General features: G+C 64.1%; 13 protein-coding genes. 8 read left to right on the top strand and 5 right to left on the bottom strand.

Annotated elements, in window-relative coordinates:
- Positions 1 to 372 precede the first annotated feature (372 nt).
- The 4 genes from KEG38_RS20400 to KEG38_RS20385 all read left to right on the top strand — a co-directional run bounded on the left by KEG38_RS20400 (position 373) and on the right by KEG38_RS20385 (position 5,945).
- Complete coding sequence (locus KEG38_RS20400; RefSeq protein WP_272421401.1) at positions 373 to 2,040, top strand: DNA methyltransferase; 1,668 nt, start codon at positions 373 to 375, stop codon at positions 2,038 to 2,040.
- A gap of 389 nt (positions 2,041 to 2,429) precedes the next feature.
- Positions 2,430 to 3,518: an ABC-three component system protein gene (locus KEG38_RS20395; RefSeq protein ID WP_272421400.1), complete on the top strand. Its 1,089-nt coding sequence runs from the start codon at positions 2,430 to 2,432 to the stop codon at positions 3,516 to 3,518.
- On the top strand, positions 3,511 to 4,065 hold the full coding sequence (locus KEG38_RS20390) for a three component ABC system middle component (RefSeq protein WP_272421399.1): 555 nt from the start codon (positions 3,511 to 3,513) through the stop codon (positions 4,063 to 4,065). Before KEG38_RS20395 ends, KEG38_RS20390 begins: the two co-directional genes overlap by 8 nt.
- Positions 4,062 to 5,945, top strand: coding sequence for a DUF3732 domain-containing protein (locus KEG38_RS20385; protein WP_272421398.1), 1,884 nt, complete (start codon positions 4,062 to 4,064; stop codon positions 5,943 to 5,945). The genes KEG38_RS20390 and KEG38_RS20385 overlap by 4 nt, the downstream gene beginning before the upstream one ends.
- 27 nt (positions 5,946 to 5,972) lie before the next feature.
- Here KEG38_RS20385 and KEG38_RS20380 read toward each other — a convergent pair whose 3' ends face one another.
- A complete protein-coding gene (locus tag KEG38_RS20380; RefSeq protein WP_272421397.1) occupies positions 5,973 to 7,355 on the bottom strand; it encodes an SNIPE associated domain-containing protein in 1,383 nt (460 codons plus the stop codon).
- Between the two features lie 170 nt (positions 7,356 to 7,525).
- On the opposite strand from KEG38_RS20380, the gene KEG38_RS20375 reads away from it, so the two are divergent.
- The 4 genes from KEG38_RS20375 to KEG38_RS20360 all read left to right on the top strand — a co-directional run bounded on the left by KEG38_RS20375 (position 7,526) and on the right by KEG38_RS20360 (position 10,507).
- Complete coding sequence (locus KEG38_RS20375; RefSeq protein WP_272421396.1) at positions 7,526 to 8,542, top strand: restriction endonuclease; 1,017 nt, start codon at positions 7,526 to 7,528, stop codon at positions 8,540 to 8,542.
- Positions 8,543 to 8,713: 171 nt separating this feature from the next.
- Positions 8,714 to 8,926 (top strand): hypothetical protein, encoded by a 213-nt coding sequence (locus KEG38_RS20370; protein ID WP_272421395.1) that lies wholly within the window; start codon positions 8,714 to 8,716, stop codon positions 8,924 to 8,926.
- A gap of 133 nt (positions 8,927 to 9,059) precedes the next feature.
- The gene (locus KEG38_RS20365) at positions 9,060 to 9,695 is read left to right on the top strand and encodes a hypothetical protein (protein ID WP_272421394.1); all 636 of its coding nucleotides are present in this window, start codon (positions 9,060 to 9,062) and stop codon (positions 9,693 to 9,695) included.
- A gap of 173 nt (positions 9,696 to 9,868) precedes the next feature.
- Positions 9,869 to 10,507, top strand: a complete 639-nt coding sequence (locus KEG38_RS20360; RefSeq protein ID WP_272421393.1) for a hypothetical protein — start codon at positions 9,869 to 9,871, stop codon at positions 10,505 to 10,507.
- Positions 10,508 to 10,525: 18 nt separating this feature from the next.
- Here KEG38_RS20360 and KEG38_RS20355 read toward each other — a convergent pair whose 3' ends face one another.
- From KEG38_RS20355 to KEG38_RS20340, 4 genes are all read right to left on the bottom strand, one after another.
- The gene (locus KEG38_RS20355) at positions 10,526 to 11,926 is read right to left on the bottom strand and encodes a hypothetical protein (protein WP_272421392.1); all 1,401 of its coding nucleotides are present in this window, start codon (positions 11,924 to 11,926) and stop codon (positions 10,526 to 10,528) included.
- 61 nt (positions 11,927 to 11,987) lie between these two features.
- A complete protein-coding gene (locus KEG38_RS20350) occupies positions 11,988 to 12,425 on the bottom strand; it encodes a hypothetical protein (protein WP_272421391.1) in 438 nt (145 codons plus the stop codon).
- 15 nt (positions 12,426 to 12,440) lie between these two features.
- Positions 12,441 to 13,325, bottom strand: coding sequence for a hypothetical protein (locus KEG38_RS20345; RefSeq protein WP_272421390.1), 885 nt, complete (start codon positions 13,323 to 13,325; stop codon positions 12,441 to 12,443).
- 313 nt (positions 13,326 to 13,638) lie between these two features.
- Positions 13,639 to 14,757, bottom strand: coding sequence for a hypothetical protein (locus KEG38_RS20340; RefSeq protein ID WP_272421389.1), 1,119 nt, complete (start codon positions 14,755 to 14,757; stop codon positions 13,639 to 13,641).
- Positions 14,758 to 14,916 lie beyond the last annotated feature (159 nt).

Genomic DNA, 14,916 nt, shown 5'->3' with positions numbered 1-14,916 from the left:
GTCCTTGCCTCCACGTGCCCGCTTTTCGCGGTGCCACCACTCCTGGAAGTCTCTTTCATTCTCGTACCCGTACCAGCGGTCGCGACGGTTCTTCTTGCCGCCGCGGAGACGCTCCTCGGTGTTCTTTCCCTGGCGGTGTGCCTCTCTGTCCATGAGAGGCGACACACCGATCGCGAGTCGCCTCTCGACGATTCGCTACTACGTTGATTTAATTGGGGTTTTCTCCCCAGGGATTGGTGAGGCAAATCACACGGCAAAGGGGTTTTCATCCAGGCGCACCGTGGGCTGCCCTGGCGTCCCCCTTGCGCTCTCCCGCGGCTGGGCCGCCGGTTACTAGGCCGCCCAGCACAAAACGATCAACGATTCTGCCCCATGGCAGGCAAGCGCGTCCCCGGGGGGCAGGATCGGGCGCGGCACGGGACTCTCTACTACGGGGACAACCTCGACGTCCTCCGGCAGTACGTACCCGACGAGTCCGTCGACCTCGTCTACCTCGACCCCCCATTCCAGAGCGGCAAGAACTACAACATCATTTTCGAGTCGAGGGAGGGCGCGAAGGCGGCAGCCCAGATCCAAGCCTTCGAGGACACGTGGAAGTGGGGGCTGGAGTCCGAGACCGCATACCGCGAGATCGTCGAGCGGGGCGGTCAGGTCGCTCTCACCATGCGGTCGCTCCGGCAGTTCCTCGGCGAGAGCGACATCATGGCCTACTTGTGCATGATGGCGCTCCGGCTCGTCGAGCTGCGCCGGGTGCTCAAGCCGACCGGATCCCTCTACCTTCACTGCGACCCGACAGCGAGTCACTACCTCAAGGTGCTGCTCGACGCGCTCTTCGGCCCCGCGTGCTTCAGGAACGAGGTCATCTGGCGTTACCGGCGATGGCCGACCGTCGCGCGCCAATTCCAGAAGATGCACGACGTGCTCCTCTTCTACAGCAAGGGCGCGGACGGCGAGCAGAAGTTCAACACGCTGTACGGCTACGAGCCACTGGCCGCTTCGACCCTGAAGACGTTCGGCACGAAGAAGCAACGGGCGGACTTCTCCTCGGGGCACCGCAAGCCGAGCGTCGTCGAGGAGGAGACGGTCGGGCCGCCGCTGTCGGATGTCTGGGAGGTCGGCGTCATCGCGCCCATCGGCAAGGAGCGGTTGGGTTACCCGACCCAGAAACCCGAGGCGCTCCTTGAGCGCGTGATCCGCGCGAGCAGCGACGAGGGGGATGTCGTGCTCGACCCGTTCTGCGGATGCGGTACGGCCGTGGCCGTGGCGCACAGGCTAGGGCGCCGCTGGATCGGAATCGACATCACGCACCTTGCAATCGGCCTCGTGAAGCACCGGCTGCTGGCGGCGTTCGGGGCCGGTGCGGAGTTCGACGTGGTCGGCGAGCCGAATACGGTCGAAGACGCGCGACAGCTCGCGGGCGACAACCCGCACCAGTTCGAGTGGTGGATTCTCGGGCGCGTTGGCGCGCGCCCGGCCGAAAAGAAGCTCGGGCCCGACAAGGGAATCGACGGGCGCCTCTTCTTCCATGATGAACCGGGGCGCGGGGGAAGGACGAAGCAGATCGTCATCTCGGTGAAGGCCGGCAAGGTCATGCCTGTGCATGTGCGCGAGCTACGCGGCGTGCTTGAACGGGAGCAGGCAGAGATCGGTGCGCTTCTCACGATGAACCCGGCAACGCGCGAGATGGAGAAGGAGGCCGCGACGGCCGGCTTCTACGACTCGCCGTGGGGGCGGCACCCGCGGATCCAGATCCTGACGGTGGAGCAGCTCCTCGCGGGCAGGGGCATCGACTACCCGGCGCCGCTGTCGAGCAACGTGACGATCAAGCGAGCTCCACCCGCGGCACGTCCGAGAGGCGAGACCCTACCCTTGCCAGGGTTCGACGCCCCGCCGGTCGCGCGTCGTGCGCAGGAGAAGGCCCCCGAGGCGACCTTGCCGCTGCCGGGTGTGGCCACGGCAAAGCCTCGCGGGCAGCGGAAGCTTGCGAAGACGCAGCCCGCAGTGACGGAAGCCACGGAGACGGCGAAGCGCGGAAGATGATTGGGTAGCACACGCTCCTGCCCTTAGATCAGGGCACTTCCGCGTCGCTCGATGCCCTGCTACCTTCCGCTCGAAACTCACCGATGGCTTCCCGACGGACTCCAGACAACAAGGCCGAGCCGCAACTTGATCTGTTCGCTCCCAAGCCGGACCAGGCAGCGGCGGCCGAAGGTTCGGATGGCAGCAGTCCAGAAGGTCCGACCACGATGCCTCCTGGCGCGCGCACGGATCCGGCCCTTCGACCCCGGACGCCTGCTTCCACCTCGTCGCCTCGCCACCCGACCGCTCGCCGTACCTCTGTCGTGCCGCGCCAGGCAAGCGGCATTCCTTATCAGATTAGATACGGGGCATTGAGGGCTCTGGAGCTCCTTCCCGAGGAAGAGCTGGGGATGGAGGATCTCGACGACGTAAGTCTGGGAGGTCCTACAGGTATCGTCCTCTTCCAGGTGAAGAACGAAGCGAAAGCGGTCGGCGATCTGAACGAAGGGTTTTGGAAGGCGCTTGCCAACTGGGCGCGTGAGATGGCGCGGTTACCCCCCGACGTTGTAAGCATCCGAGAATTCGTTTTCGCCACGACGGCTCCGATCACCGGAAATTTGCCCAAAGCGTTCTTGATCCCAGAACCGTCGTCGAGGGTAGACTATTTCCTGCGGCACCTCGCGCCGATTTCTTCCGATGACCAGGGCATCAATGATGCTATTCAAGCGGTCAAGGCTCTTGATGATGTACGACTTCGTAGCTTGCTTGCTCGAATTCGAATTGAAAAGACTGGCAGTGCAGAAGAGCTTCTGGCCCAGCTAAAGAGAGCCTTTTGGCGATTGACGTTTCACGAAAATGACCTGGAGTCGGCCGCCCGTGAATTCGAAGGATGGTTCAACGAGACAGTGCTAGCCGCGTTTGACAACGGGGAGGGGGCACGAATTCCGGGAAGAGTGGTGCTCGATGTGCTCCAGAATATCCGGAGCCGATTTGCCAGTCGAAAGCGCAGATACTTGCACGGGACTACGTCTGTCGCTCAAGAAGACCGCACGGCGTGCCACGATCGACTCTTCTTCCGGCAATTGAAGGAGATCGAGCTTCCTCCTATGGCGCTCGACAACGCTCTCGTGGACTTCCTGCGAGAGCAGTGGGAAAGAGCCGAATGGGTCACAGACCTCACGGTTAGCCGTGATGAACTGCTACGTTACGAGAGTGACCTCTACGAAGACTGGAAGCACAAATTCGCAGACGTCGCGCAGCGAAGATCACAAGCCGACGAGAACCTGAATGGTCGACAGCTTTACGACGACCTCATGGATAAATCGGCACATCAACTCGGCGGAGATGTGCCCCCCCCGCACGTGTTCCGTGGCTCCTATCATCGTCTCGCCGACGCTCCACACATTGGCTGGCATCCACGGTGGGAACAAATATTCGGTGCACCCGGGAGCGAGAGTGTTGTAACGGAACCAGCACTGGAGCCGCCGACCGATGAGTGATGGCACGGCCCAATTCGACCGGCTGCTCAATCCCGGTTTTTGTGGTATTCTTTCAGCTTTCATGGCTGAAGGTGCATCCTCGGGGCGGCGCGGGCTCCCGTTGGTCGCCGTTTACCTCATGATGCCCATGGTCTTGCATCGACGGACCGCGGAGCGCATCGAGAGGTCATCCTCGCGGGGTCTCGCTGAATTCGTTCACCGCTACCCTGATGTCCTCGTTGGGCTCGATCGTCGAGCCGCCATGACCATCCCGAACACTCGAGCTGGCCTGGCTGTGGCTATCCGTCGAGGTGCCCTTCAGTTCGATCGGCGATCTGAAGAACTGGTGGCTACAGACTCCATCAAGATGGCGCGTGCGCGCCTCGGAGAACTCCTCTCCCCTGACGATGTCCGGCGGGTGGAAGCATGTTTGAAGCTCGGCAAGTGGGTCGGACATATGACGGTTGCGCTCATGTGCGACGTTCTTTCCGTTCGACCGGTTTGGGGGTCGACCGACGCTGGGAGCGAGCGGCTGGCCACGATCACGGAGACTGAAACCGACCTATGAAGCCGTTCCTAAAAGCAGTTGTAATTCAGGGTCGCAACGGCAAGCAGCGGCGGCTCGAGTTCGATCCCGGCGTCAACATCATCACTGGTGTCGGATCGAAGGGAAAATCCGCGATCCTTCATATCTTCGAGTACTGCCTCGGGGCGACCACGTGTCGAATTCCGCTCGGCAAAGTTCGCGACTTCGCGGAGTGGTTCTTCGTCGTGCTTCATGTTCACGACGCTCCTGTGATCATAGGGCGTCGAGCTCCCCCAGCGACTGGACAGGCATCTGACGAGGCGTTCTTCGACGACAGCGCGCAGCCCGCCATCCCGTCATCGGTGGAGGCGAATGCATCGATCAAGACGGCTTGCAGCTGGCTCGCGAAGCGCCTGAACGTGCCGGAAGGGGCGTTCAGGTTTGGAACGGATCAGGTGGTGCACGGGAACGTCGAACTCAGCGATCTCATCCCACTGCTTCTCCAGCCGCAGAGCATCATCGCCACGCAGGAGCTGTTTTACCGCACGGGCCGTCTGCTCGACAAGGAGCGCTGGGCTGAAATCGTTAAAATCGCGCTCGGCATCATAAGCCCCGAATTACTGGCCCTCCGTGCCCAACGCGCCCGGCTCCAGAAGGACAAGGATGCAGCCGAGAAGAGGCGCCGGGAATCGGAGCGCGAGCAGAAGACCGCCTTGTTACGCGTACAATTGGCCTGGCAGCAAGCAAGTTTCGGTGGTTTGGTCCCCGACAAGCGGCTCCAGTCGATGGACGACGTGAGGTCCGAGCTTCAACTCTTGCAGCAAGGAACGCCTGTCGAGCCCCAGATTGACGTATCAGCTCAGCGACGAGTTGCCGAATTGGAAACGCAATCCCAGAGCGCACGTCGAGAAATCAAGCGGATCACGGCGGAACTCCAGCAGATCGCGCGAATCCGGGATGCTTCCCACGACGTAGAGCAGTCGCTGGATAAGCAGTCGGCGAGACTTCGGGTTGTCGATCTCCTGGGAACTCCACTGCGGGACGAGGTGCCCTGTCCCTTGTGTGGTTCGACGCTCGGCCCGAGTACCGAGAGCACTCTCGCGGAGCTGAGGTCAAGCCTGCATGAGGACTTGGTGTACGTACGCAATATTCCGCCCGAACTCGACGCTGCGCAGAAGAAGCTGGAGCAACAGCTCGCGGAAGAGAAGGCACGGCTACGGGATATCGATGCCCAACTGCTCGAACTACAGCGACAAGGAGTTGCACCCACGCTGACGGAGGAGCGCGTTCAGCGAGAGCGCTTCATCGGAGCCCTCATGCATAATGTTCAATGGGCCCCAATGAAGCTGTCAGCCGATTCCGAGGTCGATCTGCAACGAATGCAGACGCAGCTTGACGATCTCGACGAAAAGATACGGGCAACAGCGACCGAGAGGAGCGAGGTGGAGGTATCGCAGAGCCTCTGCACGCGGCTGACGAAGTTGGCTGGGGAGTTCAAGCGGCTCGATCTCGGAGGGGGTGTCCTCGCGTTCGATCCGACGTTTTCCACCATTCAGCGGGTGCACGGGAGCGAGAGAGAATCCCTACCGGTTCTTGGGGGTGCCGAGAGCTTCGTGATGTACCATCTCTGCGCCCTGCTTGGCCTGCACGAGCAATTCCTCGAGGGTAGCTTCGTGCCGCCGCTGCTGATCCTTGATCAGCCTAGCCAAACGTACTTCCCTTCGGAGAGCGACACGAAGGAAACGGACCGGAAAGCGGTTAAGGCCATTTACGATTTGCTTTTCCGCATCGCAGAACGCCAAAAGAATCGGTTCCAGATCATCGTCCTGGATCACGCCGACTTCAGCGCGGATGACGAGCGCTTCCGCTTGGCGCGGAAGTATGATTGGCACGGGGAAGGTGGACTGATCGAGGGCGAGTGAAATGGCTGTGCAGCAGCCCGAGAAGCCTCATGCCACCGCGTAGGCCGGCTGCGGTCGCTGCTCCTGCTCCACCATGGCGAGCGTCTTCCTGTACTCCGCAGCCTCGGCCACCCGGACGATCTCCACCTCGGCCTGGTGGTGCTTCCTCACCACCTCGACGATCTCCTCGATCTGCACCTTGAAGAACTCCTTCTTCTCGTTTACCCGGTTCACGCGACGATGGTTGAACGCGCGGTGAAGGGTGTTCTCGAGCGTGGGGGCGTCCTCGGTGTAGATGATCGCGTGCACGTCGAACTCGAACGGCACCGACGCGTCACCGAGCTCCTTCACCCGGTCCATGGGATCGAGCCGGCGCGTCATGCCGATCTTGTACACCTGCTCGCCGAACGACCCCATGTTCGAGATGATGTACACGTGCCCCGAGCGCGTCTGCTGCGCCCTTGAGAGCGCGCGCTCCTTGTTCGCGTGCGCCTCCGCAAGCTTCTTCTCGAGCTCCGCGATCTGGGCCAGCAGCTTCTGCTGCTTGCTGCCATCGGCACGTTGCGCATCTTCCTGGGCCTTACGAAGCGCATCCGCGTAGCGCTTCTCCTCCTTCTCGGCGTCCAGGCGGGCCTTCTCGATCTCCCGCAGCGCCTGCTCCTCCTCGCGCATCTGCTCGCGGATCCGGCGCTGCTCTTCCTTCTCCTCCTGGACCTTCTCCTCGTACTCATGCACGAGATAGAGCTCGTCGAGCTTCAGCTTCAGGTACGTGGCCGTGATGGTGCACTGCTGGATCTCCGCGAGGCCGTTGATAGCTTCGCGAGCCTTCTGGATCCGCGCCTCCATCACATGGATGTTGTTGTACTTGACCTTCGCGATCGCCGCGTCGCACTCGCCGTTGAAGGCGCGCAGCATGAGCTTCAGCGTCTGGTTGATCTGCTTCTTCCCCTCGGCAACGCTGCCGTTGACGGTCCACTCGATCGCGCAGGTGGCAGCCTTCTTGTCCTTGATCGCCTGCTTCTGGCGCTCGCGGATCTCCTCGAGCTTCGTCTGGTAGCGCTCGGAGGAGGAGAAGTTGTACCGCGGCTTGTAGAAGCCGAAGGACTGGAGGTGCGCCTCTTCGTCGAGCGCGGAGAGCTCGGCGCGCACCCGGTTGACCTGCATCTGGAGGCCCTGCAGGTCCGTGGCGGCCGTGGCGTGCTGGCGCTGGGTTTGCTGTAGTGCCTGCTCGTGCTGGGCGCGGATGTGCCCGACCTCGTTGAGGACCCGTTGCCGCTCGGCGTCGGCGTCGACGACGCCCTGGAAGCGCGTCTTGAGGGCTTCGTGCTCGCGAGACAGGCCCTTGTAATCGGTTTGGAGCTTGCCGAAACGCTGCAGGAGAACGGCGAGTGCTGCGAGAACAACGACGAGAAGGATGACGAGCGCGGTCATGAGGATCCCCCCACCCAGCCACGATGTCGCGACCCTGAAAGTGCGGAAGACCGCAGGTTACAACCCGACGCTCCGGCAGAACAACGGGCACATGAATCACAGGCGGCAGAGGCGGGAGCTCTGGCGCGCGGCCCTTCCTGGCAGGGCAGCAGGCGCAGTACATTCGCGAGATGCCGCGCTACTGGGTCATGCGGGTCGACCACCGGGGAGCAAAGGACTTCCTCTGGAACGAGCTGAAGGCGGGCCGCCTCCGCCAGGGCTGGGGCTACCGCGAGGACCAGAACCTCGAAACGATCGCCGCCCACAGGACGAAGGGCGCGGGCATCACCGACGAGCAGCAGGCCACTTGGCGCGGGAACCGCCGGATGCTCGGCTCCGAACCCGACAGCATCCAGGAGGGCGACGTCATCCTCGTCGCGCATCTCCCCGAAGACAGGCACTGGTCGATCGTGCGCGTGGTGGGCCCGTACCGCTTCCAGATCCCCAGGGCGCCGGAGGACTACGGGCACATCCTGCCCGTCGAGCTGCTCTCGGAGGAGCGCCCCGTTGGCTTCCAGGCGAAGGGGGTCGCAGCCGGTCTGCGGCAGACGATGCGCAACTTGTCGCGCCTCTGGAACATCGACCACCTCGGGGAGCACGTCGAGCAGATCCTCAAGGGTCTTGAGGCGCCCACCGGTCAGGGCGGCGACGACAACGGGGATCGGCTTGAAGCGCTCCTCGGGGAGCTCGAGGTCGCCGGCTGGGAGCGGTTCAAGTTCCACTTCCAGGGGGCCGAGTTTGAGGTCCCCTGCGTGCGCCTCCTCGAAACGCTCTATGGCGAGGGGAACGTCGAGCACACGGGGGGCAAGAACGAGAACGGTGCCGACGCGATCTGCACGTACCGCGATCCTCTCGGGGTGCCCCACCGGGTCGCTGTGCAGATCAAGATGTGGTCGTGGGACACCGACTGGACGCGACCCCTCCAGCAGATCAAGAAGGCGTGCCAGTCGTACGAGGGGATCACGTCAGGAGTGATCCTCTCGACGTCGGAGCGCGTCACCCCGGGCTTTGAGGCAGCGCGCACGAAGCTCCAGAAGGAGCTCGGGCTTCCTGTGCGAGTCGTGCTCCGGCGGGAGCTGCTCCGGCTGTTCATCCAGCACCTGCCGAAGCTCGTCTCCATGGAGGCCGAGCCCGAGCCAGACCGGTAGAGCCCACCAGCCGCTCATCAGTTACGGGCGCAAACGCCGCCGTGATGGGAGCAACACCCACGATGCACGGTGGTACCGGTCGGCGAGACGGTGCCATCGCAGCAGCAAACCCGGCCCGCGGGTTCCTCGTCTGGGCACCTGCACCACCTTTGCCCGCTCCTGAGCCTGTTCTTGAGCCGCCTTCGCTCGTGCCTGGGCCTCGCGGGCGTGCTCTCGGGCTACCGCGGCCGGCTCAAGGGTCTTGAGCTCGCGCTCGAGCTTTATGTGCTCCTGCGCGTTGGCCGCGGTGTCGACGACGAGTTCGTGGTCTCCGCGTCACACGCCGTCCCTGCGCACGCCTCGCGTAGCGTCTTCTCGCGCAGGACCGGCGTCGTGGCAGCGTAGGAGGCCCGTCGCTCGGCGAGGCGGCGCTCCTCGGCCGCTCTCGCGCTCAGTTCGCACTCGGCTCGTTCGTCCTCGCGGCGTCTGCAGCCTGTTTCACCTTGAACCCAGCGGGCCCGCAAGCGACCGTGCGTGCATGTCGTGGGACCCGCTCGAAGCTCACCTCTCCCTCCTCGAACTTGCCCGCTATGACGCCGGGCTTCGGGGCACGCTTACTCCCATCGGTGCCGCGATCCGCGAGGCCAGCGACCGCATCGACAAGGCGGTGCAGCAGGCCGCGCCGGAAGACGTCGACTTCTTCGTCGATGACCAGTGCGAGCTGATCGAGAACCTGCTCGGAGCAGCCTTCATCGTTTGCCAGGCTCGGATCACGGCCGTGGTGTCAGGCGGCGTCAAGCTCGCCGCCTACTGCGGTAGGAAGGGGATCCCCTTCACCGCTTACGCCCCGCGGAAGGACGCGATCCTGACGATGGGCCTCACGTTTACCGGATCGCCAGTCACCCTCATCCAGTTCATGGACGCCGTCGCTAATTACTTCAAGCACCGTGACGAGTGGGCCGAGATGGACTGGAGCAAGCTGACCGGCCAAAGTAAGCGCACGGCGGACGTGATCCAAGTGGGTGGGCTCAAGGCCGGCTTCACAGGAAACCTGCGCGCTGGTGCTGAGGCGCTGGGGAACAATGACTTCGTGTCGACCGCCATCTTCGCCGACATCATCGACGCGTGGTCTGGCGAGGTGATGAGGGCGACGGAGAAGGCGCTCGGGCGGTAGGCACGAGGCCGACGATGAGCGAGCCGTCAGTTTGGCCGCCGGTCGTCCGTCTCGCGCACTGACCGCCGGGTTGACAGACCGCGCAGGCATGAACACCTATGGCCCCCATGCCGTCCCGTGCCACTTCTTCGCTCTCCCGCCGCACGGGCGCGTCCGCTCCGTCCCTGCTGATCTTGCAGCTCGACACGGCCCGGCTTCGGGCTGACGGCCTTCACCTGGGAGACGTCACTCGCCTTGTGTCCCTCATCGGGACCGTCGCGAGCGGCGCCACCGTCACGATCCGAGAGACGACAAACGAGCGGGAACTGCTCGATCAACTTGCCGCTCTCCATCAGGATCGTCGGCGGTTTGACGTGGTCGTGGCGATCGGGCACTCGAATGAGACCGGTATCCGGATGGCGAACGACAGGTTCGCCACGTGGGACGCTTTCGCGGTCTACCTCAAGCCGTTCGAGCCGAGGCGGCTCATGCTCGTTGCCTGCCAAGCCGGGAGGTGGCCAGCGGCAACGGTCCTGTTTCGGAAGCTTCCCAAGCTACGACGCATCTTCGCGACCCCGGTCAACGCCTCCAAAGATCTGGCGACACTGATGCTCGCGATGGTGCCCTATCTCCTCGAGGTGAAGGCTCCTCGCGACTCCGCCGTTCGTATCGGTCAGGCCGTATCGGTGGTGCTTACGGGCCGTCAGGTGAGGCACTGGATGCGGACAAGGGACAAGGACAATCCCGAGGGGTTGGTCCTGGATGAAGCGGCGCAACTCGTGGATCCCTACCTGCGTCTGGTCCCCGGAGTTCTTGCGTCAATCTTTAAGTAGCTGGGTTACGCCCTCCGCTCAGCCACAATTGCGCCCGTCGCCCTCCGGCAGGAGCTTCACGTGAATCTGCCCATCCGGGTCTTGCCAGAAGACGTAGCTGTGCGACGCCTCGCTAACCTTGGCCGCAGATTGACGTGGAGCCGAGGTCAATGGAAGGGTCGCCGCGCGCTCGACCTCGCGAACGACGCCGCGCGCCGTGAGGTTGCGCTCCCACCACCCCATTTCCTCTACGCACGCGCGTGCGTGCTGCTGGAGCTCGCCGAGCATCGGGAAACTGTCGATGGCGCGGCTGTACTCGAGCGTTTTTTCGCGAATACGTGCCAGCCGGCGCTCGACGTCTGTAGGGGCATGCTCTAACGCGTAGTAAAGACGAGCCTCCTCGACGCGGCAGTCGGCCCTCATCACGGCGATCAGGAGCTGCATGTCGTGAGCGGCTTGCGGCCCTTCTTCGTTCAGAAACGCCGCTGCATGGACGGCCCCGTCCTTACCCGAGCGCTGCGCGATGGTCTGGAGCTTCTGCCGAACCTCCTCGATCAAGATGAGGTTGCGCTCGACAACCGACCCGATCGCCTCCTCGACCCGCGCTAGGCGCATCAGCATGTCGGGGGAGAATGTGCCGGTGGTAGCGCGCTCTGCGAGGATATCATTAAGAACACGGAGTGCGTGGCGCACGTTGCCGAGCGTCTCAGCCTCTTGGCGGATCCTCCCCCGCTCCAGCGAGCGTTGCATTCCGTCCAGTCGTGCGTTGATCTTGCTGAGCTGGGTAGTACCAGCAATCCCATGGAAGATCTGGATGGCGAGAAGAGGCGTCACCACCGGAGCAAGGGACGCTTGGGCGAACCGGAGCTGTCCTGCAATCTTGCCCGAAGACCTCTGGAGAACAGTCCCCAACGCGCCCTCGGACGTCGACATGAGCGTCATGGTGCCATCCCTGAGCCCGCTCAAGAGAGAAGGCGTGCCCACGACCTTGAAGACTTGACCCCCCTGGAGTCCTGCGAGGACGAAGGGCGATGCCTTGGCCAGATGGTCGACAACCGCCGGACCCACGTTCCCGCCGTGCGGTACATGCCCGAGCTCAAGCTCCGTGCGCGTTAGGTTCTCGAGGACGCGACGGCTCTCCTCCGGGTTGAAGCGCGCGAGGATCGCCTGGGGGCTCCCGTCCGGGCCCACCAACTCGACCCACTCCCCCGCGCCAGTCGCGGCGCTGTCGGCCCCCGCGCCGTCGCCGCTCGTCTTCTGCGATCGCGGCCGGTCCTGCTGAAGCCGCTGGGTTACACGTTCAGCAATGGCCTGCGGCACGGGGCTCTGTCCATCTCGCGCGGTGAACCCCACCGCATCGAGAGCGTCGAGCACCTCATGCTCGGTCCGACCGATGACCCGGGCCAACTCATGTACGGCGACAGTCCCTACCTTCGGCATGTCTGAAGCTCCTCCCGCGTTCGGAACACGCAAGCGCGGCCCACGAGTCACACGATTGAAATCACCTTGTTCGATTCGATCCGCTGTTCAGTAGCGCTGCGAAGAGCAGACCGAGCCCGGCCCCGAGCAGCACCCCTTCACGCTTGTTGCTCGTCGAGGCCCCGAGGGCGCCCCCGACCATCGCCGCCCCGATGTAGAGCGCCTTTTCGGGGTCGTGCTCGGCCGCTTCCACGGCACGGGTGGTAATTCGGACCGTATCAAGGAACGCCTCGAAGCGGTCATCGTACTCGCGTACCGCAAGTCCCGGCTCACCGGGCGGCCCCTCAATGCAGTAGTCGGCCGTCTGTCCTACGGGCCAGGTTGCCGTCGTGCGAGCACCTGCATCGCGCGGGTGAGGGAACCCCATTCGACGCGGAATGCTCACTCCAGCGAGCGAGTCGTTTGCGGCGAGACGAGCGCGGAGCTCTTCCCATGCTTGGTGATTCTGCTTCTTCGTCATGCGCTCTACTCCCTGTCACTCCTCGTCGTTTCCTTCTCGAATCAAGTCGATGAGCCGATCCCCTCGCGTTGCAACCGGCGGCTTCCCCTGGGCAATTGCGCGACGGAGCCGACTGCGCCGGAGATCCGCAGCATTCGCCGTGGTGAAATGGTCAGGGTATCGGTCCGCGAGTTGCTGGGATCCCATGTCGTCCTCGAAGGCGTCCGTGCGTGCCACCGCGGCATCCGGCGCGTACAGGGCGCGGACGAGCGTCGTGCTTTCAACGAGATTCTGGATGATGCTGATTGCCTCGGCGGACTGCATCATCACGTCGCGCCTCGCCTCCTCGGCGTCCTGGAACGTTCGGACGAAGAATTCGGCGACAACAACCTGTAGCGGGCGAACCTCTTCGTCGTGCAACTCCTCCATCGCAAGGATCTCGTCGAGCACCCCCTGCGCCTCACGTTCGATGCGGGCCAGGCTGCCGAGGACCTCGACGGCCGGGTCGTCCCACGTGGCGACGAGCAGGTTGAGCCGCACCGCCTGGTACAATAGGAAGCGCATGAGGGCGGCCTGCGGATCGTCACGACGTATCGCGGCAGTGAAGAACGCCCGCCGAAGCCCATCGAGGTCACCTCGGGCAGCCTGTCGCACCGCCGCGCGTACGCCGTCGCGGAGCTCGGCCGGGAGACGCCGTTGGAGCAGATCTTCCAGCCCGAAGTGGACCCTCCCGAGAAGAGGGAAGCGGACCTGCCTCGCGGCGTCCGGAAAGAGAATCCCCTCCTGCTCGGCCCGCATGACCTCGATGGCGAGCTGCGAGGCATCGAGGAGGAGGGCAGGTAGCGCGGGCTCGATCGCGGCGCGGAATGCGGGTGGGTAAAAGTTGAAGATGCTGCGGGCCGCAAGGGCAACGAGCTGCATCGTGTGTCTCCTAGGGGGTGGTCTAGGTCCACCATCCCATGTGCCGGCAAGAACCTGTCACGTCTCGACAACTTTTCGCCGGATGAGCCATGGCGCGCCCGGTACTCTGGTCCGCCCCCGTCCACGACCACGTAAGCCCTCGCGCTGCCCCGTGTCGACGGCGTGGACTCCGCATGGTTGGCGCCGGGGTCAGCCGGCCATTCATCACGCGCCCGGGCGTTGCAAGGGCGTGAAGCGCAAGCGCGCTGGCCACGCGAGGCCAAGGCCAGCGCCCCCTACCGCGCTCGCGGCCGTGCCGGCTCGAAGCTGAGGCTCACGATAACGTGTGCTTAGGGCGCAAGATGGGCGTCAGCACCGACACGAACTGCATCAGGGTCTCGGTGACCTTCGAGAGCATCAGGTCGTTCAGGTCTTCGCCGGTCGACCACTCGAACGTCGTCAGCGCGTTGACCGTGCGCGGACCGCCGTTGTCGATCCGCGTGCCAGCGGGGAGCCGATTGATCACGGCCTCGATGCGCTTCCGCCAGGCGTCGCGGCCCGCGGTGTCGCCGGTGCCGAGCATGAGGCCGACCTGGATCGAAGACCACGCCTCCTTTTCGTAGCCCCCGAAGTGGATCTTGAACACCGCGCCGGAGTCGTCGTCGAGCGTCAGCGCGTACTCGAGCGACTTGCGTGGCTTGGCCGTCCGCGCCATCTCGGGGTGCGCGGGGAGGAGAGCGGCGTCGAGCGGTTCGCGCGCCTTGCGCAGGAACTCGATCACCTCTTCGCGTACAGGGAGCCGGCCACGGCTCGCTTGCGCTGCCTCGTCCTGCACATCCCGTACGACGTCGGCCGGGATCTCGCGTCCGTGCACATCCTGAACGATCACGCGCACCGTCAGCTCGCGCTCGCTGCGCTGCACCACGTTGACGACGTGAGGGACGAGAAGATACTCGGTGTCCAGCGAGTACAGGGCCATCGACACGAGCGCGAGCTCGGTGAGGCTGAGCGGGTCGTCCTTGCCCGCGAACCGACGCGCGAGCTGCATCAGCCCATCGTCGATCCTGTCGCCCCCGATCATGAGAAGGAAGTCGCCGCAGCGGCAGCATTGACGGCGCTCCTCCTCGTTTTCGTGCACCCACTGCGGGTGCTCGCGCAGCTTCTCCGCGAGGGCAGCACGCGGCCACTCTTCCTGCACGATACGGGCGTAGTCGAGGATCTGGGCGAGGACCTGTCGCCTCGCCTCGGGGTTGCGGAGGAGCTTGCGCTCTTCGATCCGAGGGGAGCACGTCTCGTACACGGACACCGCGACGATGGTGAGCGCGCTGTTCTCGGGAGACGCGCACCGCGCACCCCGGGCGTCGATGGCGCCGGCAGCCACCCAGGCCCGCACCGAAGGTTGTGTTGCGGCGGCACTCGCACCTAGCCCCGGCCGGCCTTTGCCTGCAACCATCGGCGTCTCCTCCGTCCAGCAGCTGGGCGAGCCTAGTACATCATCCCCAAAGTTCGTAGTGGTTCACGCGATCGGCATGAGCATCCAGCTGAAGGAACCGTGGAGGAGGTCGAGCAGCGGCTCCTGCTCGCGGTGCTGATAGGGCGTGGGCTCCCAGCG

Origin of the sequence: Polyangium jinanense (assembly GCF_028435265.1) — a bacterium.
Lineage (GTDB): Bacteria > Myxococcota_A > Polyangia > Polyangiales > Polyangiaceae > Polyangium > Polyangium jinanense.
The sequence above is the reverse complement of the archived record's forward strand: the minus strand, read 5'-3'. Positions and strand labels throughout refer to the sequence as shown.